The following is a 19,181-nucleotide window of genomic DNA, read 5'->3' as shown; positions in this document are numbered from 1 at the left end:
CTCGCTACGACGTGTCTGCTGGCTGATTAAGTCGACCTTCATGTAGTTTGCGCGCGAGCCATTCGGGGGTGTGCTCGGCGTCTCGAGGGAATTGTTTCTGGTCGGCGACAAAGCTGCCTGCATGGACTTCTCGGCCGAAGTCAGGTTCGTTGTCGTAGTCGAAGTCCATGAACACTTTGCCCTCGCGGGAAATAGTCATGATGATCCCAAACCAGGTACCGGTGCCCGGACGGTACATTGCTTGACGCAGCCGGTCGGTGGCAACGTCCAGATTTCTTTCTGGCGGACGAATCCCCTTCCACCCCTCACTTCCATCTGAGCAGAATCCGAGGAGGGACGATTGTGCAAAGTCGCCCGCGTAGCGAGCGGTGAACTGCAGACTCGTGAATTCTGATGGGGCCTCAAGGATGTATTGAAAAAGTTCTTGCGCAAGATTCCGCGTTGCTTGCTGCTGCCTTGGTATGCCGCCGTCCGGGGCATGATTCTCGGGCATGATTGAGCCTCATGAGGATAGGGGCGGCCTCGAGAAGATCGAGGTCGTTGGCGTACCACGAAGGGACACGAGCAACCCCGGCCCCACCACGTCGATGGGTAACCGTCGGCGATGACGGCTCTGGGTCTTAGCCGGTGCCGCCGTACTGCGGACCCTGGCTGACCTGCGGGCGCAGCGGAATCTGCGCCTGGGTTTCGGAGGTTGGGGCTTCGGACCCGCTGGCCGGCTCGATGCTCACCCACGCCTGGGCGTAATCGCTGACATTGCGGATGGTGGCGTCGTCGTCGAGGAGCTCTTCGGCCGTGTACAGGCCCAGAGAGCGAGGCGAACCGCCGGCCTCTTGGTAGAGCCACACCTGGTAGCGCTGATCTTCGGGCAGAGCCGGGACCTCCTCGAAGGACAGGTAGCCGAGATCCTCGGACTCGGACACGTTGCCCTGCACGGTCCCGCCGTCGACCATCTCGATGACATCGGTAGCGAAAAGATCGTCGGCGCCGTCCACCGTGGCCACCGGGTTAGACCCCACGGCCATGCGAACCACGGCCAGGATGAGGGCGATGACCAGGATGGCACCGAGGCCGAGGAACAGCCAGCGGGCCCAGGGTGAACGGGGCTGGTCGGCGACCTCTTCCTCTTCGAAATCTTCCATGAAGCCCATGCCAACGTTTTGCTCCGGCAGCTGGCTCAGGATGTCGTCCAGCAGCCAGGACGGCGGTTCGGCGGCGAGCCCCCGGAACGCCCAGGTGATGGTGCGCTCGGTGAGGTTGACTCGTTCCCGCCAGGATTCGATGGCACCGGTGCCCTGGCCGGTGGCGTGAGAGTCCAGGGCGACGGACTCGGCGGAGGTGATCGCGTCCAGGGCTTTCAGCGGGGCCAGCTCGGTGAGCAGCCCGTTCTGGAGGTCGGCCTCGATGCTTTCGCTGAAACTGGGAGCCTGGCCGGTACGGGCCGCGACGTCGGGGGTGACGGGGCGAGCCAGGAGTGGGTCATCGCTGTGCTCGACGTTCTGCCCGGAGAGCTTGACGCGGTAGGTGGAGTTCAGTCGCTGCACGGCGTCGCGCAACCGGGACTTCAGGGTGGGCACCCCGACGTTGAGCTGTTCGGAGACCTCGCGGTAGGACCGGGCCCCGGCCCAGGCTAGGCCGAGGGCGTGACGCTGGGCGTCGGTGAGGGAGGCGAGTTCGGGCAGGTCGGCGGTGGCGTCGAGCACGGCCCGGGTTGCGGAACGTTCGCCGTAGTTCCCGGAAGCGGCAAGCTCGACGAAGGTCTCATGGCTGAGGGTCTCCACCCAGGCGGCGACAGTGCGATTCCGCGCTGCTTCGTCCGAGTGCTCGGGGCCGAAGGAGTATTGGAAGTGCGGTGCCTGCTCCCAGACCTGCTGGTAGGCAGCCGTGGTGGCGCTGGCGGCGTGGTCTTCCGAGGCGAAGACGGTGCGGGCCAGTCCGTACACGCGTGGGGCCGTGGCATCGTAGAGCGCGGCGAAGGCTGCTTGTTCCGATTCGCCGGTGAGCTGCAGGAGTCGGGCGACGCCCGGGGTGTCATTAACCATGGTCCTTCCAGCTTAGAACCTTGGGTGCTGACAGCAGCCCGCCACGCTGGGGGTTCGGCGTGTCAGGCCCCGCCGTCGCCGGTGAAACCGTGTTGGCGCCAGGCCTCGAACACGGCAATGGAGGCGGCATTGGCCAGATTCAGTGAACGGCGTCCCGGCTGCATCGGCAGACGGACTTGGGCCGTGACGTGGGGGTCGTCGAGCACGTCATCGTCGAGTCCCGTGGATTCTCGGCCGAACATCAACACGTCGCCGGGCTGGTAGGCGACCTCGGTGTAGAGCACGGAGCCCTGGGAGGTGAAGGCGAAAACCCGCGAGGGCGAGAGTGCCGCCCAGGCAGTCTGAAGATCCGGGTGAACAGTGACCACGGCGAGGTCGTGATAGTCCAGGCCGGCCCGGCGCAGGTGGGAGTCGTCAAAGTTGAAGCCGAGCGGTTCGACCAGGTGCAATTCCGCGCCGGTGATGGCGGCCAGGCGGATGGCGTTGCCGGTATTGCCGGGGATCTCCGGGGTATGGAAGAGGATGCGCAGCCCGGGGGTGTGCGGAGCGGGGGTGCGCTGCGCCCAGGTGTGTGGATTGGTGGAGGTAGCGGAGGTCTGTGAGTCGTTGGTATCGGGGGGCGTCACGGAGTCATCCTTCCGGTGTGTGGTCAGTCAAGGGTGCCGAGGAGGAGACCCAGGCGTTGGCGGTCGACGGTGTCGGAGGCGGAGCCGGTGCCGAAGAACAGTTTCACGGCGCGGGCGGAGGCGACCGGGTTGCCGGGCGCCTCGGTGAGCACAGTGTTCTGGAAGGCGCTGAGGTCTGGTTCGACCAAGGGCGCATGCGGGTTGCCGTCCCGGGAACTGACCACGACGAAACCGCCGACGTGCACGTCGGGCAGAAGGCGTTGTACCGCGCTGATGCGCTCGCCGAGGTCAGGCAGGGCGATGCGGCGGCGGGCGGAGCGCAGCTCGGGACCGGTCCAGCGGTAGGCGTCGGCGGGGGCCTCGACGTCGGCGATCACGGCGATGCGGTCGCCGCACAGCGCCAGGGTGTCGATACGGACCGTGGAGAACGCACCGTGGCGGATGCGCAGCCCCTGCAGTATCCGGGTGGCGGGCAGGGCCGGGGCGACCTGAGCGCGGAGCAGTTCTACGGTGGCGCGTTGCAGGCGGGCGGCGCGGCGGCCTTGGAAGAGCCCGGAGGTTGGGGCGGTGCCGTGGACCTGGCGGTGGGCGATTTCGGCGTCGACGATGATCTCACCGATGGTGAGGGGGCCGACGCTGAGCGGGGGAGCGTAACGGACGGTGGCGGGGCGACGCGGGGTGGATCGGGCGGATGAAGAAGCTGGGGTGCTGTGGGCTGCGGACGAGGCAGCGATGTTGACGGTGTCGGAGGAGCCGTTGCGGCGGGCGCGACGGTCATAGTCGGCGCGGGCCTCGGGGGAGCCGATGGCGTCCCAGGCGACGGTGACCTGATGAAATTCGTCGACGTCGCCGCCGTAGTCGGGGTGGGTGCGGCGTACCGCGCGGCGCCAGGCGGAGCGCAATTCGGATTCAGTGGCGTCGGAGGGCACGCCGAGCACCTGATACGGGGTGCGTCCGTCGTGTTCGCCTGCATCTGCCACGCGGAACAGTCTAGCGGTGCGAGCCGGTGCGACGGGCCCGCGGCCTACACTGGAGCGGCCTACACTGGAAAGGTGAGACCCCGCAGCTACCTTGATCACGCAGCCACCACCGAGACCCGCCCGACGGCGCTGGAGGCCTTTGCCGAGCACTCCGTGCGCCGGGGTAATGCTTCGGCGTTGCATTCTTCGGGGCGCGGGGCCAAGCTGGCGGTAGAAGATGCACGGGACCGGCTGGCCTCCACACTGGGGGCCCACCCCTCGGAGATCATTTTCACGGCTGGCGGAACCGAAGCGGACAATCTGGCGCTGAAGGGGCTGTGGTGGGCCCGACGCGCGGATCCTCAGCACGGGGCGGCCCGGCGGCGGATCCTGCTCACCGGCATCGAGCATCACGCCGTATTAGATACGGTCACCTGGTTGGAAGCTCACGAGGGCGCGGAACTGGAATTCATTCCGGTGTCGGCCACAGGGCGCGTAGACGAGGATGCTTGGCGTGCCGCGCTCGCGTACGCACCAGAGACGATTGCGCTAGCCACGATGATGTGGGCCAACAACGAGATCGGCACGGTGCAACCGGTAGCGCAGCTGGCGCAGTGGTGTCGGGATGCGGAGGTGCCCTTCCATGTGGATGCGGTGCAGGCCTTCGGGATTCTGGACCTGGACTTTGCCGCCGTCGGCGCGACGACTCTGGCCGTGTCGGGGCACAAAATCGGGGCCCCAGTGGGCATCGGCGCCCTGGTGACCCGGCGCGACGCCGCCGTGACCCCGCTGCTGCACGGCGGTGGGCAGGAGCGCGATATTCGCTCAGGCACCATCCCAGGACCGTTGATCGCGGCTTTTGCGGCGGCCGCCGAGGAAGCCAGCTCACAGTTACCGGCCGAGCGAGAGCGTTTGGCGGGGCTACGCGACCGGCTGATCGAGGGAATCCGCACCGCGATCCCGGACGCCCAGGTGCAGGGTGAACTGGATGTCGATCCGGAGACTGGGGAGCGATTGGCGCCGGGCACGCGTCGGTTGCCGGGTAACGTGCACGTGAGCTTCCCCGGTTGCGAAGGGGATTCCCTGCTGTTCGGACTCGACATGGCCGGGGTAGAATCGTCCACCGGGTCCGCGTGTACGGCCGGAGTCTCCCGGCCCTCGCATGTGCTGATCGCCGCCGGAGCAGACGAAAGTACGGCGCGATCCACGCAACGTTTCAGCCTCGGGCATACATCGAGCGCTGCGGACGTTGACCATGTGCTGGACGTTCTTCCCGCCGTCTACGAACAGGCGCGCCGCGCCGGTATGGCCGGGGAAGACTCACGCATCCGCACCGCCAACAGTCATCGCAGCCGCTGAACAGAAATTCACGGCAACGGAGGGAAACACCATGAAGGTCCTGGCCGCCATGAGCGGAGGAGTCGATTCAGCCGTCGCCGCCGCACGCGCCGTCGACGCCGGACACGAGGTGGTCGGCGTGCACCTGGCGCTGTCGCGCATGCCGGGCACGCTGCGCACCGGATCACGCGGCTGCTGCACCATCGAGGACTCGCGGGACGCCTGGCGCGCCTGCGAAAAGCTCGGCATCCCGTACTACACCTGGGACTTCTCCGAGCGGTTCAAGGACGACGTCGTCGACGATTTCATTGCCGAGTATGCTGCCGGGCGCACCCCGAATCCGTGTATGCGCTGCAACGAGCGCATCAAGTTTGCCGCGCTGCTGGAGAAAGCATTGGCGCTGGGTTTTGACGCCGTGTGCACTGGCCACTACGCGAAGGTGGTGCGCAACGATGCCGGGGACCTGGAACTGCACCGCGCCGCCGACTGGGCCAAGGACCAGTCTTATGTGCTGGGCGTGTTGACGGCCGAGCAGCTCGAGCACTCCATGTTCCCGCTGGCGGACACTCCCTCGAAGGACGAAGTACGCGCTGAGGCGGCCGAGCGCGGGCTGACGGTGGCGAACAAGCCGGACTCGCATGACATCTGCTTCATCCCCGACGGGGACACCCGCGGCTGGCTCGAAGAGCGCATCGAGATGCGCGAAGGCGAGATTCTCGACACCGAGGGCAACACCCTGGGCACCCATCCCGGCGCGCACGCCTTCACGGTGGGCCAGCGCAAGGGACTCGGCATTGGCCGGCCCGCCGCCGACGGCAAGCCGCGTTTCGTGCTGGAGGTTCGGCCCAAGGACAACACCGTGGTGGTCGGGCCGAAGGCTCTGCTGAACGTGGACCGGATTACCGGGATTCGCCCCTCCTGGGCCGGCCTGCCGCTGGCTGAGGAAGCCACCGGTGAATGGTTCGACTGCCACGTGCAGGTGCGGGCTCACGGCGACCCGGTGCCCGGGCGAGCCCGAGTAGGCACCACCGAGGACGAGCACGGGGAGACCATTCCGGCCTGGCACCTGGAACTGGAGGAGCCGCTCTCTGGGGTGGCCCCGGGGCAGACCGCCGTCGTGTATCAGGGCACCCGGGTGCTGGGCCAGTCGACCATTGATCGCGCCGTGAATGCGCAGCGATTGTTGAGCACCGCCGACGCGCACGCCTAGGGGATCGGTATGCTGGGTTTCATGAGCGAACCCCGTGATGCCGAGACCTACGATCCGCTGGCCACGTCACTGTCGGAGGCCACGGATACGGCTATACTCGATGAGCTGTACGCCATCCGCGGCAGCATCGACAACATCGACGCCACCCTGGTTTATCTGCTCGCAGAACGCTTCAAATACACTCAGCGCGTGGGACGGCTTAAGGCCGAACACGAACTGCCGCCCTCGGATCCAAACCGGGAAGCCGCGCAGATCCAACGCCTCAAGCGCCTCGCCGCCGACGCCGAACTTGATCCGGACTTCGCCGAACAGTTCCTCAACTTCATTATCTCCGAAGTGATCCGGCATCACCAGAAGATCGCCGCTGACCACCAGTGAGCACCCACCTGATCACCGCCACCGCCCACGGCGGCCTTCCGGGCGCTGACCCGCGCGCCGCGGCCGTCTGGATGCTTAGCGAACTGCGTGACCCGCACCTGCCCGTGCTGCCCGAGCTTCACGCTGAGGGACGCTCTGATACCACCGGGCGGAGCGCTGTGATGCTCACCGAGCTTCCCGTGGACCGTCAGCCCTATGGATGGCGACTGGTGTCGGCGGAGTCGGTGCCCGCTCGCCGCGCCGCCTCGTGGTTCGGCCAGGGCCTAGATGCTTTCGTTGATGTTGCCGGGGAGCAGGGGATTTCCGTGCCGCGGCTGGGACTGCGGGTGCTCGGACCGGTGAGTCTGATGGCCCGGTTGTGGCTGCCCGGCGGGGAACGAGCGCTGCGTGACCACGGGGCCCGGGCCGACATCATGGCCTCCTGGGCCGACGGGGTGGCTGCACAGCTCGATCGCATTCACCGGCTCACCGGGGCGAAGATGCACCTGGTGGTGGCCGAACCCGAGGCGCTCGGGGCACTCACCGGCACGATTCCTACCGCCTCCGGATACCGCACTGTCCGCTCGCTGGACCGCTCCGAAGTGCGCACACACTGGCGTGCTGCAGTCACGGCACTCTGCCGTCCAAGACTGGCCGAGGACGGGCTAACCTTGGATGCTGCAGGGGCTGGTGAAGACGGGCAGGCCAGCCAGATGTTGACCAGGACTCTGATCGAGGCGTTGCCGACACCGGAGACACTCGCGGATCAGACGCCGTCGCGGCTGAGCCTGGGGCTACCGTGGGCTGGCTTTGAGCAGCACGGGACGCACCCGGCGCTATGGGACACCATCGCCGAGCTGGTGGAATCCGGGTACGGGGCGGACCTGATGGTGCCGTCCGAGCTGGCTCAGCGGCCCGGGGTCGACCCGGCACGGCTAGCCCAGGCACTGCAACAGCGCTGGGACCGACTCGGACTGGACCCGGCACTGCTGGAAGCGGTGCGGGTGTGCGCTCCGGACCTCAGCCAGGGTGCCGTCGGAACAGCCGCGGTGCCGCGTGCGCTGGACCGGGTGCGGCAGGTGGCCGAGCGGGCCAGCCAGCCGTTGTAAGATTTAGAGCCGTCCAGCGCTTTTGAGCCGCAGATAGGTGTCGGCCACCGCCGTCGGCAGGTGGGTAGGGGCTGCCTGTACGACGTCGGCTCCGGCATGCCGCAGCATCTGCACCAGTCCGGCTTCGTCGAGCTGGGATCGCTGAGCGGCCGCGGCCATGAACGCCGAACCGGGATCATCGATCTGGTTGCTGAGTTCGGCCAGCTCCGGGTCGGCCACCGAGGCGACCAACACCTGGTGATGGCGGGCGAGCTGCGGCAGGATCGGGAACAACCCCTCCTGCAGGGCGCCGGCGTCGAGCGAGGTCACCAGCACCACCAGGGCGCGCTGTCGGGCCACCCGCGACACCTCGACCGGCACCTGTGTCCAATCTGCCGCCAACAACCGGGGCTCCACATCAGCCAGGGCGGTCACCATATGGTTCAGCAGCGACCCCTTGGTGGTGGACGAGGCCCGGGCGCGTACCTGGCGGTCAAAGGCCAATACCTCCACCCGGTCGCCGCCGGACTGAGCCAGCGCTGCGAGCAACAGTGCGGTTTCGATCCCGGTGTCGAAGCGGGTTTCGTTCTGTACCCGGGCCGCAGCCGTACGGGAGGAATCGACCACGATCACCACCCGGCGGTCGCGCTCCGGGCGCCAGGTGCGTACCACCAGGTCCTGACGCCGGGCGGTAGCCCGCCAGTCGATGGAGCGGACGTCGTCGCCGCGCACATAATCTCGCAGGGAATCAAACTCATTGCCGGCACCGCGGGTCTGTATAGCGGAGCGCCCGTCCATTTCGCGCAGTCGGGCCAGCCGCGAGGGCAGGTGCTTGCGGGACCGGAACGGCGGTAGCACTGTGATCCGCCCCGGTGCCGGGTGGGTGACCTGGCGCCCGGCCACACCGAGCAGCCCCCAGGAGCGCACCGTCACCACGCGGGTGTTCAGCGTTCCGCGGCGGGAGGGGGTCAGGGTCATGGTGAGCCGGCGCGATTCGCCCGGCGGCAGGTCGAGGTTCTGCTGTACCGGGTGCGCCCCGGCAGTGGGTTGCCAGCCGTCGCGCACGGAGCCGCGCAGGCGTCGTCGCCCCAACTGGTGAACGATCAGCGCTGAATGTGCCGATTCGTCCAAGCGCACCGAGGAGTCGATCTCGCGGGTGAAGCTCACCGCTCGGGGCGAGGCCGCCGTCAGCAGATCGAGACTGATGATCACCACCAGGGCCAAGACGCACCACCACACGGTCGCGGTGGTGGGCCAGATCAGCACCGGGATGATCCCGAGCAGGCTCAGGGCGAGACAGCGCAGGGAAAGAACCACAAGATCACCGGGGGACCGGGACAGTGGACAGCAGCGAGGTCAGCACCTGGTCGGTGGTGACGCCGTCCATCTCGGCCTCGGGCCGCAGCGAAACGCGATGGCGCAGGCAGGGCAGCACCAGCGCTTGGACGTCATCGGGGGAGATGTAGTCCCGCCCGGACAGCCAGGCCCACGCCTTGGATGCATTGAGCAGGGCAGTCGAGCCGCGCGGGGAGACCCCGAGCTGGAACGACGGCGAGGTGCGGGTGGCCCGGGCGATGTCGGCGATATAGCCGAGAACCTCAGGGCTGGCCTGCACCGTCGCGGCTTCGGCGCGAGCGAGCTGAATGTCTTCGGCGCTGGCCACCGCGGTGACCCCGGCCGCCGCTAGGTCGGAGGGTGAGAATCCGGCCGCGTGACGGGTGAGGATCTCGATTTCCTGGTCGCGCTCGGGCAGGTTCAGGGTGACCTTGAGCAGGAACCGGTCCAGCTGCGCCTCGGGCAGCGGGTAGGTGCCCTCGTATTCCACCGGGTTCTGGGTGGCGGCCACCATAAACGGGTCGGGCAAGGGGAGCGATGACCCGTCGGCGGAGACCTGACGCTCTTCCATGGCCTCCAGCAGCGCGGCCTGGGTTTTCGGGGGCGTGCGGTTGATCTCGTCGGCCAGCATCAGGTGGGTGAACACGGGGCCGCGGCGGAACTCGAACTCCCCGGTGCGGGCGTCGTAGACCAACGAGCCGGTGATGTCACCGGGCATCAGATCGGGGGTGAACTGCACGCGGCGGGTTTCCAACGAAATGGCGGCGGAGAGGGAGCGTACCAGGAGGGTCTTGGCCACCCCGGGTACGCCCTCGAGCAGTACGTGGCCGCGGCAGAGCAGGCCAATCAGTAGGGAAGTCACCGCGGCGTCCTGGCCCACCACGGCACGCGCCACCTCGGTGCGCACCGCCTGCAGCTTGTCTCGGAGGGTGTTCTCAGAGGTCATCGATTCTCCTTCGTGGGTGGGTCAGGGATGCGGCAAGCTCGCGTTCCAGGGCGAGCAGACGGCGGGAGCGGGTCACTAGCTCGGACCGGCTGAGTTTCTCGGGGCGGCGGCGCGGATCGAGGACGGATTCGACGTCGGCGCGATCCCGACCCAGTACCCGGGCGGTCTCGGTGATCACGGAGTCCGTATCGTCCGGGGTGCGCAGCAGGCGGGCCATGCGGAGCAGGGCGCCGCGCTGCAGGGTGTCCAAGGCGGCGGTCTGCTGGTTGCCTCGCTCGTAGAGGCGGGCCCGGCCCACACTGGATTCCAGGGGCGAGACCTGGGCGGGGAATGGTTCCACGACGACGGGGCCGTGCCGGCGTCCCGCCCAGACCATCCCGACCACGGCGATGACCAGCAGCCAGAGCATTCCGGGGCGCACCCAGTCCGGCATCACCGGGCCCGGGGTGCCGCCCGCCACAGAGAGATCCGCCATGCCGGGCAGGTACCAGATCAGGGTGTCGGTGGCTGCCGCGCTCCACAGCGCGACCACAGCGTTGCCGTCTTCGGACACTCCCCGGTTGGTAAACATATCGTAGAGCCCGATCACGGTGGTCCCGGCAGGGTCCTGGATCAGCGCGTGCCCTTTCTCGGTCTCGAAACAGGTGTGCGCTTCTGTGGCATCGGAGTTTTCAACGTTCCAGGTCAGCTCCACGCCGTTGCCGGTCACGGTCTCCGCCTCGCGGGCCACGGGAAGCTCACAGGCTGCGCTAGCCTCGACGTCGTCGAGTGACTCGCCCACGGCGACGCCCTCGGTCAGTACCTCGGCCATCGAGGCGGTGGGAGCCACCAGCACCCGCTGTTCCGCAGGCACCGTCTCGGCCACCTCGTCGAGGCGCTGCGGGCTGGACTCGAGGATGCCCTCGTCGTAGAGCAGCACGCGGGCCTCGGGGTCTTCTTCGAGCAGCGCTTGCACCTCATCCAGGCTGGATGCGGGGCGCACGTCGACACCGTAGCCAGCAACCACCCGGGCCACAGCCTGGCCGCCGGTGGGCCCCGGATTGTCCGCCCCGAGTACGGCGTTATCCTCGGGCTGGCGGGTGAACAGCACCGCCACCGTGATCGCGAAAAGCCCCACCAGCGCGGCCACGAGCAGCACGGTGCGGCGGTGCGTCCGCCACAGATCGGCCACCGAGGGGACAGCGGAGGTGGTCATCGGGGCACCACCTGCCGCGGGGTGTGCCTCGAGCTGGGTCGGGACGGTGAAGCCACACGCAGTTCACGTTCGAGCTCGGCCAGGCGCTTGGCCTGGTCGATGGAAGCCCCACGGTGGCCATAGGCGACGTCGTTGAACCAGCCGGCGGACTCGTCCAGTCGCGCACGATGCTCGGGGAACACCTCGCCGAGGGTGGCACTGGCACCGGTCGCCGTGAGTGAGGCTCGTTCGGGGAGCAGTACTCGGTTCTGTCCCTGTCGGAGGATGGCGCGGAAGTAGGCGAGTACGGCATCCGAGGCTCGGGACTCGCGTATCGCGGTGTCGCCGGCTTCCCGGTACTGCTCGGCGGTCAGCGCGGCATCCACCACGCCCGCACGGTCGTCATCGCCGGATCGACGTACTCCGAAACGGGGACGCAACCACAACAACAGCACGACCGTCAGCACGATCACCGCCGCCACGATCAGCCACGCCGGCAGTCCGGCGCCACCTTCCACCCCGGCCAGCCACCCGACCAGGGCGTGCCAGGCGGCCTCAAGCCACTCGGCCAGGGGGTTGGGGCGCTGCTCGGCATACTCCTGCTGCGAGAGCTCGTGCAGAATGGTGCGGCGCGCCTCGTCCCGGTCAGGCGTCCAGGGGATCTCAGCTGCGCGGGCGGCCAGGAACAAGGTCATCAGCGGCGCTGTCGAGGGTCTGGGCGTTGAGGCGGGTGGAGAAGCGGTCGTCCGTTTCCGCGCCCACCGAGGTGGCAATATTCAGCAGTTCACGGTCGAAGCCCTCGCGCCGCATCCGGTAGTCGACGTAAAACAGGCCGTACAGAATCGAGATCAGGCACTGGGCGAACATCGAGACGAAGATCGACACGCCGGTCTGGATCGCGGTGAGCAGCGCGGTTTGCTGGACCATCTCTTCTGCGGAGGCGTTCTCGTCAAGGAACATCACCGAGATCATCGACAGTGGCGTGGTGATCACCGAGGTGACAATGCCGAGGATCAGGGTCACCAGCAGCACGATGCCGAAGGTCCGCCACCAGGCCCCGCCGGTGAGCCGCCACGACCGGCCCATGGCCCGCAGCGGGCCGATCTGCTCGACCCCGATGAGCGTGGTGGTCAAGCAGAACTTGATGCCCAGCCAGATGCCAATCATGAAGGTGGCGAAACCGAAAAGCAGGATGGTCACGATGGCGACCCCGAAGCTCGCATCCTGCCACGAGAACACCGCCCAGACGATCAGGCCCACGAAAATGGCCATGATCACGGTGGTGATGACGGCCAACAACAGCATAAACAGCAGCAACTTGCCCCAGGAACCGCGCATCAGCCGCAACGTCTGGCCGAAGGTGGTCTTCACGCCCACCGCGGAGCGCACCGCCACAATGCCGAGCACAGCCTGGGCCAGCAGGGTGAAGAAGACGGAGAGCACCATCATTCCGCCGAAGCTCGTGCCTCCCCAGGTCGCCATGGTGGCCAGCAGATCAAAGATTTGCTCATCCGAGGGATCGTCCATGCCCGGTGTCATCATATTCTCACCGAGCGTGGAGAACAGGGCGTAGATACCCACCATGTAGACGGCGGCCTGGGCGACGGCGGCGACGGCGGAAATGCCGAGTACCGCCCCCGGGTTGCGTCGCAGCGTGGCGAAGATACCCTCGAGCAGATCCGACAGCGTCAGCGGGCGCAAGGGGATGGTGCCGGGACGGGAGGCTTGCACAAATACGGGCTGCTGACCCGGATGGTGGCCAGGCTGCTGACCCGAGTAGGAGCCGGGGTAGGCTCCGACCGGCTGATACGGGGGCACCTGATAGCCGCCGGGCTGGCTTGGCTGGGACGGGATGACGCCATAAGGATTCGGGGAACCGTACGGGTTCGGCGAGCCGACGTAGGGGTTGGAGGGTTCCGAGCCCTCGGGGGGCTGTGGTGTGCTCATGAACGCGGAGCCTCTCGAGTGGTCGACGTCGTGATCTCTCGGACTCGACTCTATACCGGTGTTGTCAGGACTCTCCAGATTTCGGCCGAGTTATCCACGTAACACGGCCAGCAACCGATATGCTTCTTCACAGATCGCCCCATGCTCCGGGGCGACATGTGTGGAGAACGGGGGTTGGACCGAGGATGAAAGCCAGAATCTTGGTGGTCGACGACGACGAGGCGCTGTCCGAGATGATCGGCATCGTGCTGCGTAACGACGGTTTCGAACCCTATTTCTGTGCCGACGGCAACGCCGCAGTCGATCTGTTCCGCTCGATCCGCCCGGATTTGGTGCTGCTCGATCTGATGTTGCCCGGCCGCGACGGCATCGAAATCTGCCGTGCGATCCGCCAGGAATCGGACACCCCCATCGTGATGCTCACCGCGAAATCCGAAACGGCCGACGTGGTGCGTGGATTGGAAGCCGGCGCCGACGACTACGTGCCCAAGCCGTTCAAGCCCGCCGAATTGGTGGCCCGCGTGCGCGCCCGACTGCGTGAGGGCGATGTACGCTCCTCTGAGGCGCTGCGTATTGGAGATGTCACCATTGATGTCTCCGGCCACGAAGTCACCCGCGCCGGGGAACGTATCAACCTCACCCCGTTGGAGTTTGACCTGCTGGTCGCGCTGGCCCGCCGTCCGGGTCAGGTGCTGACCCGCGACATGCTGCTGGAAGAGATCTGGGGGTACCGCCACCAGGGCGACGCCCGCCTAGTCAACGTGCACGTCCAGCGCTTGCGCTCCAAAGTGGAGAAGGATCCTGACAATCCTGAGGTGGTGCTCACGGTACGCGGGGTCGGGTACAAGGCCGGTCAGCCCTGAGCCAGACACGTTCCACCCCCAGTGCGCCCGTCGCGTTGCATGGCTCCACCCCGGTGCTGGCACCGCAACAGCGCCGCGGCGCGCGCGGCTGGCTGTACCTGCCGGGCCACGGCGTGCGCTGGATTCGCGATCGCTGGGTATCCTCGCTGCAATTCCGCACGGTGTCGACGACCGTGTTCTTCACCTTCGCCTCCGCGCTGATCCTGGGGCTGTTCCTCTCCCATCAGGTCTCTACCGGACTATTTGAGTCGCGGTTCGCCCAGGTGCAGGCCGAGGCTAACCACGGGCTGAATCAGGCGCGCACCATCTTCGAGAACGCGAACACGAATGACCAGGAGAACACCTCCAACCTGGTCACCGACACCCTGGGCTCCCTGGCCGGCGGCAGCGGCACCATGGCGCGAGGTTTTATTCTGGTGCCCTTGGACGAGGGCCAGAACCTCTATGTTGGATCCATCTCCTCCGCCGGGGTCTCCGAGGATCTGATTACCCAGGAAATGTCCGACGCCGTCGCCGAGGATCAGGGCATCTACTGGCAGTCGGTGTCCGTGCCCGTGGGCGTGGGCGAGCAGACCGGGCCGGGCCTGGTGTTTGGCACCCAGCTGGTGCTGCCCCCGGGTAACTTTTACGCGCTCTACCTGGTCTACGACCTCACCGAGGTCCAATCCACCCTGGACTACCTGACCAATGTGCTCGTGCTCGCCCTGGTGATTCTGCTCGTGCTCAACATCATGATCGCCCTGTTCACCACCCGTCAGGTGGTGCGCCCGGTGCAGCAAGCCGCCGCCACCGCAGAGTCGCTGTCGTCCGGAGACCTTTCCGTGCGTATGGCGGTGCGACGACGCGACGAGGTGGCCCGGTTGGGCACCTCGTTCAACCGCATGGCCGACAACATTCAGGACCAGATCACCCAGCTGGCCGACCTGTCGATGATTCAGCAACGCTTCGTCTCCGACGTCTCCCACGAACTGCGCACCCCGCTGACCACCGTGTCCATGGCGGCCGAGGTGCTGCACGACTCCCGCTACGATTTCGACCCGGTGAACCGGCGTTCTGCCGAGCTGCTCTACCACCAGGTGGAACGGTTCCAAGCTCTGCTCGCAGACCTGCTGGAAATCAGCCGGTTCGACGCCGGTGCCGCGGAAGTCGCCGCCGAATCCACCGACATTCTGCACCTGGCTGCTGATGTCGTGCTCACCGCGCAACCCCTGGCCGACAACGCCGACACCGAGGTGTGGGTGGTGCCCGTGGGCGAGAACTTCACCGCCGACGTCGACCACCGCCGCATCGAGCGTATTCTGCGCAATCTGGTGAATAATGCGATCGAACACGGCGAATCCCGCCCGGTCGATGTCATCGTCGCCTCCGACGAGGTCCAGGTGGCCGTGGTGGTGCGCGACCACGGCATCGGCATGAACGAAGAACAGGTCGCCCACGTTTTCGACCGGTTCTGGCGCGCCGACCCGGCACGCACCCGCACCACCGGCGGCTCCGGACTGGGTTTGTCCATTGCGGCCGAAGATACCCGGCTGCACCACGGCCAGCTCGACGTCTGGGGCGAACCGGGGGAGGGCGCCGCGTTCCGCTTGGTGCTGCCACGCAACCGCGGCGAGGCCACCACCGCCACCCCGCCGCTGTGCCTGCCACCGGACTACGATCTGGCCGACCGCCGGCCAGCCCGCGAGATCGAGTTCCCCCAGGACGACAACGCCGAGGCGCACGACAACACCGCATCACACAGCCACGCCGACCTGCCCAAGCGGGCCTATGAGCAGTCGCTGCACCCGCCGAAACCGCCGCGGAACGAGAACGGAGGTGAGCGCTGATGCTACGCCGCTGTCGTCTGCTCGCACTCGTGAGCGTCCTGGCCCTGCTCCTGGCCGGCTGCACCAGCCTGCCCCAGGCCGGTCCGGTCACCCGCTCCGATGAGCAGGGCGGCTCCGAATCCACCGCCTCCTACATCTTCAACCCGCCGGCCCCTACCCAGGGCGCCACCCCCGAAGCTATTGTCACCGGGTTTATCAATGCAGGCTCCGGCATCCAAGACGACTTTGCCACCGCGCGGGAATACATGACCCCGGAAGCCGCCGAATCCTGGGATCCCGAATTGCGCACCGTGATCTATTCTTCCCAGCCCGCTGTCGTCGCCTCCGACGCCGAAGGCGAATACACTGTCCAATTCGAAATCCAGGGTGTGGTCGACGACGCCGGGGTGCTCTCCCAAACCTCCGAGAACTCCACTGAGGCCATCACCCTGCGTCTCGTCGAAAATGAAGCGGGCGAGTGGCGCGTGGCCGAAGCCCCGGATGGCATCATTCTCGATTCCTCCCAGTTCAACGCGCTCTATGCCTCCCACCGGTTGTTCTTCTACGACCCCTCCTACAGCTACGCTGTGCCCGATGTTCGCTGGTTCCTTAACCGCTCCGGACAGACCGCCGAGATCGTCCAATCTCTGATGGACGGCCCCGCCGCGTACCTCGACGGCGCGGTCGCTACCGCCTTCCCGGACGGTGCGGCACTGTCCCGTGCCTCGGTGCCCGTGAGCTCCGGGGTGGCCGAGGTCGACCTCAACGCCTCCACCCTGGGCGGCACCGAGCCGCTGGCCCGGCAGCGCATGCAACAACAGCTGGAACTGACCCTGACCGAACTCGCCCGTGTCTCCGATGTGGAGATGACCATGGGCCAGAACCCAGTGAACCTGGGCGAAGAAGCCGAAGAGTTCGAAACCGTGAGCACCTCCGCCTCGGTGGGCAGCCTGCAGGTCGCCATCAGCGAGAACGACCAGTTGGTCTACTACGAAGGTGCGGCTGTGCTGCCCATCGCCGGCGCCCCCGACGCCGCCTTCCTCGAGCCGGTCGACCCGACCATGAGCCTGGATCACTCCCAGCTGGTGTTCCTCAATGGCGAGCGTGACGGAATGTACTGGGCCACCACCCACGGCCAGCTCGATCGGGTTCACGACGGCGAAAACCTCACCGCGCCTTCCCTGGACCACACCGGTTGGGCCTGGACCGCCGATCGAAACCAGGACGACGAATCCACCGTCACCGTGGCCCGTTTCGGTGAGGAGATCGAAACCCGCACCATCGACGCCGCCTGGCTCGACCAGCGCCGGGTGGAAGCCCTTCGCATCTCACCCGACGGCGCACGTGTGGCGGTGGTGGTCGGCGACGGCGACAGCAACGAGCTCTTCGTAGCCGGGGTCATCCGGGACGAGTCCGGCAATCCGGTGAGCATCGGTAACCCCATCTCGTTGGAAACCACCGTGCCGCTCAACGACGTCGTCTGGTACTCCACCGAGGAACTGCTGGTGGCAGCTACCTCCGCCACCGAACGCGTGGTGCCCGAGCTCATTGGACTCAACGGCACCCAAGCCAGCCTCAACCCGCTGCTGGGCATGACCGGATTCTCCGCCGGCGCCGGATCCAACGTGATCTACGCCGAAACCGAAGAAGAAGTCGTGCTCGGTGTCGGCTCCTGGTGGCGCCCACAATCCGGAGTCGCCAGCGACCTGTCCTTCCCGGGCTGACCGTCTCCTCCACAGGGCCTGACCCTCGACGGACAGACCGCCGGTCTCCACCAGATCCCCGTCACAGCCTGACTCACCCTGCGAGCGCAACGCATGCTGATCGGATGCTGACCTCTGTCCTTGACCGCACCCTGCACCATCCCGTCACCCTCCACGCACGTGCCGCCGCTCGTGAAGTCGCCGGTCTGCTCATCCCGTCCTGGTGCGTGGTGTGCGATGCCGAGCCCGGGTATCGCGACCATGCGTGTGCATCCTGCCGCGACCTTCTGGCCAGGGCACTTCTGCACCCTTTCGCCGCCGAACACGACGCAGAATCACTGCCTCTGCTCAGGGAGGAACCGTTGCCCGTGGTGGCCGCCGGACGCTACTCCGCGGAGGTGGCCCGGGCGCTGCTGGCGTTCAAAGATCACGGGCGATTACCGGCGGCGCGGCTCTTCCGCCCCGGGCTTACCCGCGCCGCCCACCACCTACACAGCCAGCTGAAAGAATCCGCTGATGCTGTCCCTTCTACCCCGGGGAACAATGGCGCCGTGCTGGTACCCATCCCCGGATCGGGAAGCGGTTTCCGACGTCGTGGCTACGATCCGGTCACCGAGCTGCTGCGCACGCCCTTGCCCTGGCCGGTGGAGCCGCGGCTCCTGCAACACCGGGTCCAGATCATGGGTGGCACGGCCCACGCCGGATCCAGCGCCACCGGGCGGCGACAACGCGCATCAAAGAAGTTCCGGGTCCGCCCGAGTCCACCCCGGCGGGTCATTGTGATGGACGATGTCCTCACCACGGGCTCCACCCTGGCTGCAGCCTGGCGGACCCTTACCGCGGCCGGTCACCAGGTGTTAGCGGGTCTCGTGGTAGCAGCCGTGACACGGGAACCGGAGGTCGCGGAAATTCGAGTTGAATCAGATCTTAACGAGACGTGATCGACAGGCTAGAGTAATGTCTACGAACTGGAAACAGTTCAGCCCGTCGGCGACGAAAGGAGTGGTTCTTTCGTCGCCATTCGCGTCTCATCAGGAGGTCAGGATGACCCTGGACATCAACTATGTTGCTCGTAACGTCTCGATCCCGGAGAGTTTCCGTGAGTACGCAGAAGAAAGGTTCGACCGGATCCAACCGCTGACCAATGGAGCGCAGCGACTGGAGATCAAACTCACCAAGCAGGCACATCGAGGTGCCGATGGGTCGATGACCGTCGAGCTGACGCTTCATGAGAAGAGCGACATCATCCGCGCGGAGTCCTCTGATAACGACAAACTGGTCGCCTTCGACCAGACCTTCCACCGCCTGCAGGAACGGCTCCGCCGGCTGCGGGATCGTCGGAAGGGCGGACGACGCCGGGCTTCTGTTTCCGAAGCCACCGCGTCTCTGACACCGCCGACCCAGGGCGATTCCCTGGTCAACCAGGTGCTCGAGGCGCGCAAGGCCGAGGAAGCCGAGGCCGAAGAAGCAGAGCGCGCGCGGCGTGAAGGCGATGTTCCGGTGAGCATTCGTCAGAAGGTATTTCCCACTGAGCGGATGACCGTGGACGAAGCGGTCGACAACATGGAACTGGTCGGTCACGATTTCTACCTGTTCGTCGATTCCGAGACCGAACGGCCTTCCGTGGCCTACCGACGTCGAGGCTGGTCCTACGGCGTGATCGCTCTGGGCGATGAAGAGTCCAGCACCGAGCGGATCTACCACAGCAACACCAACGGCGGCTGATCCCCGCCCTCCCGGGGCCCCGGGCACCGACATCACCGTCGGAGCCCGGGCCCCGTCGCTTCT

18 protein-coding genes are annotated in these 19,181 nt (G+C 66.7%); 9 read left to right on the top strand and 9 right to left on the bottom strand.

Annotation, left to right across the window (positions count from 1 at the left end):
• Nucleotides 1–4 precede the first annotated feature (4 nt).
• The 4 genes from P8192_RS09585 to P8192_RS09570 form a co-directional block, all read right to left on the bottom strand.
• Nucleotides 5–493, bottom strand: coding sequence for a hypothetical protein (locus tag P8192_RS09585; RefSeq protein WP_278156568.1), 489 nt, complete (start codon nt 491–493; stop codon nt 5–7).
• A 127-nt stretch (nt 494–620) separates the two neighbouring features.
• A complete protein-coding gene (locus P8192_RS09580) occupies nt 621–2,042 on the bottom strand; it encodes an anti-sigma factor domain-containing protein (RefSeq protein ID WP_278156567.1) in 1,422 nt (473 codons plus the stop codon).
• 62 nt (nt 2,043–2,104) lie between these two features.
• On the bottom strand, nt 2,105–2,572 hold the full coding sequence (locus P8192_RS09575; protein WP_270107542.1) for a tRNA (cytidine(34)-2'-O)-methyltransferase: 468 nt from the start codon (nt 2,570–2,572) through the stop codon (nt 2,105–2,107).
• Between the two features lie 119 nt (nt 2,573–2,691).
• Nucleotides 2,692–3,648 (bottom strand): J domain-containing protein, encoded by a 957-nt coding sequence (locus tag P8192_RS09570; RefSeq protein ID WP_278156565.1) that lies wholly within the window; start codon nt 3,646–3,648, stop codon nt 2,692–2,694.
• 72 nt (nt 3,649–3,720) lie between these two features.
• On the opposite strand from P8192_RS09570, the gene P8192_RS09565 reads away from it, so the two are divergent.
• The 4 genes from P8192_RS09565 to P8192_RS09550 are packed head-to-tail and all read left to right on the top strand — an operon-like array spanning nt 3,721 to nt 7,641.
• Complete coding sequence (locus tag P8192_RS09565; protein ID WP_278156563.1) at nt 3,721–4,986, top strand: cysteine desulfurase family protein; 1,266 nt, start codon at nt 3,721–3,723, stop codon at nt 4,984–4,986.
• A gap of 31 nt (nt 4,987–5,017) precedes the next feature.
• Entirely contained in the window at nt 5,018–6,175 is a 1,158-nt protein-coding gene (mnmA, locus tag P8192_RS09560) for a tRNA 2-thiouridine(34) synthase MnmA (protein WP_270104903.1), read from the top strand.
• Between the two features lie 21 nt (nt 6,176–6,196).
• Nucleotides 6,197–6,553 carry a chorismate mutase gene (locus P8192_RS09555; protein WP_270104904.1) on the top strand — a complete coding sequence of 119 codons (357 nt, stop codon included), beginning with the start codon at nt 6,197–6,199 and terminating at the stop codon, nt 6,551–6,553.
• Entirely contained in the window at nt 6,550–7,641 is a 1,092-nt protein-coding gene (locus tag P8192_RS09550) for a hypothetical protein (protein WP_278156560.1), read from the top strand. The genes P8192_RS09555 and P8192_RS09550 overlap by 4 nt, the downstream gene beginning before the upstream one ends.
• A gap of 3 nt (nt 7,642–7,644) precedes the next feature.
• On the opposite strand, the gene P8192_RS09545 is transcribed toward P8192_RS09550, so the two are convergent.
• Genes P8192_RS09545 through P8192_RS09525 form a run of 5 tightly spaced genes read right to left on the bottom strand, consistent with a single transcriptional unit; the run spans nt 7,645 to nt 13,022 of the window.
• On the bottom strand, nt 7,645–8,937 hold the full coding sequence (locus P8192_RS09545) for a DUF58 domain-containing protein (RefSeq protein WP_278156558.1): 1,293 nt from the start codon (nt 8,935–8,937) through the stop codon (nt 7,645–7,647).
• A 4-nt stretch (nt 8,938–8,941) separates the two neighbouring features.
• Entirely contained in the window at nt 8,942–9,901 is a 960-nt protein-coding gene (locus tag P8192_RS09540) for an AAA family ATPase (protein WP_278156556.1), read from the bottom strand.
• Nucleotides 9,891–11,096, bottom strand: coding sequence for a DUF4350 domain-containing protein (locus P8192_RS09535; RefSeq protein WP_278156554.1), 1,206 nt, complete (start codon nt 11,094–11,096; stop codon nt 9,891–9,893). The genes P8192_RS09540 and P8192_RS09535 overlap by 11 nt, the downstream gene beginning before the upstream one ends.
• Nucleotides 11,093–11,770, bottom strand: a complete 678-nt coding sequence (locus P8192_RS09530; RefSeq protein WP_278156552.1) for a DUF4129 domain-containing protein — start codon at nt 11,768–11,770, stop codon at nt 11,093–11,095. Before P8192_RS09530 ends, P8192_RS09535 begins: the two co-directional genes overlap by 4 nt.
• Nucleotides 11,739–13,022, bottom strand: a complete 1,284-nt coding sequence (locus tag P8192_RS09525) for a glycerophosphoryl diester phosphodiesterase membrane domain-containing protein (RefSeq protein ID WP_278156550.1) — start codon at nt 13,020–13,022, stop codon at nt 11,739–11,741. The genes P8192_RS09530 and P8192_RS09525 overlap by 32 nt, the downstream gene beginning before the upstream one ends.
• A gap of 185 nt (nt 13,023–13,207) precedes the next feature.
• Between P8192_RS09525 and mtrA the strand changes: the two genes are divergently transcribed.
• From mtrA to hpf, 5 genes are all read left to right on the top strand, one after another.
• A complete protein-coding gene (gene mtrA / locus P8192_RS09520; protein ID WP_270104911.1) occupies nt 13,208–13,885 on the top strand; it encodes an MtrAB system response regulator MtrA in 678 nt (225 codons plus the stop codon).
• Between the two features lie 53 nt (nt 13,886–13,938).
• A complete protein-coding gene (mtrB, locus tag P8192_RS09515) occupies nt 13,939–15,711 on the top strand; it encodes an MtrAB system histidine kinase MtrB (RefSeq protein WP_278156548.1) in 1,773 nt (590 codons plus the stop codon).
• A 29-nt stretch (nt 15,712–15,740) separates the two neighbouring features.
• The gene (locus P8192_RS09510) at nt 15,741–17,414 is read left to right on the top strand and encodes an LpqB family beta-propeller domain-containing protein (protein ID WP_278156547.1); all 1,674 of its coding nucleotides are present in this window, start codon (nt 15,741–15,743) and stop codon (nt 17,412–17,414) included.
• 104 nt (nt 17,415–17,518) lie between these two features.
• Nucleotides 17,519–18,334, top strand: a complete 816-nt coding sequence (locus P8192_RS09505) for a ComF family protein (protein ID WP_278156546.1) — start codon at nt 17,519–17,521, stop codon at nt 18,332–18,334.
• A gap of 103 nt (nt 18,335–18,437) precedes the next feature.
• On the top strand, nt 18,438–19,118 hold the full coding sequence (gene hpf, locus P8192_RS09500; protein ID WP_278156544.1) for a ribosome hibernation-promoting factor, HPF/YfiA family: 681 nt from the start codon (nt 18,438–18,440) through the stop codon (nt 19,116–19,118).
• Nucleotides 19,119–19,181: the final 63 nt, after the last annotated feature.

Source organism: Citricoccus muralis (genome assembly GCF_029637705.1).
Taxonomy (GTDB): Bacteria; Actinomycetota; Actinomycetes; order Actinomycetales; family Micrococcaceae; genus CmP2.
The sequence above is the reverse complement of the archived record's forward strand: the minus strand, read 5'-3'. Positions and strand labels throughout refer to the sequence as shown.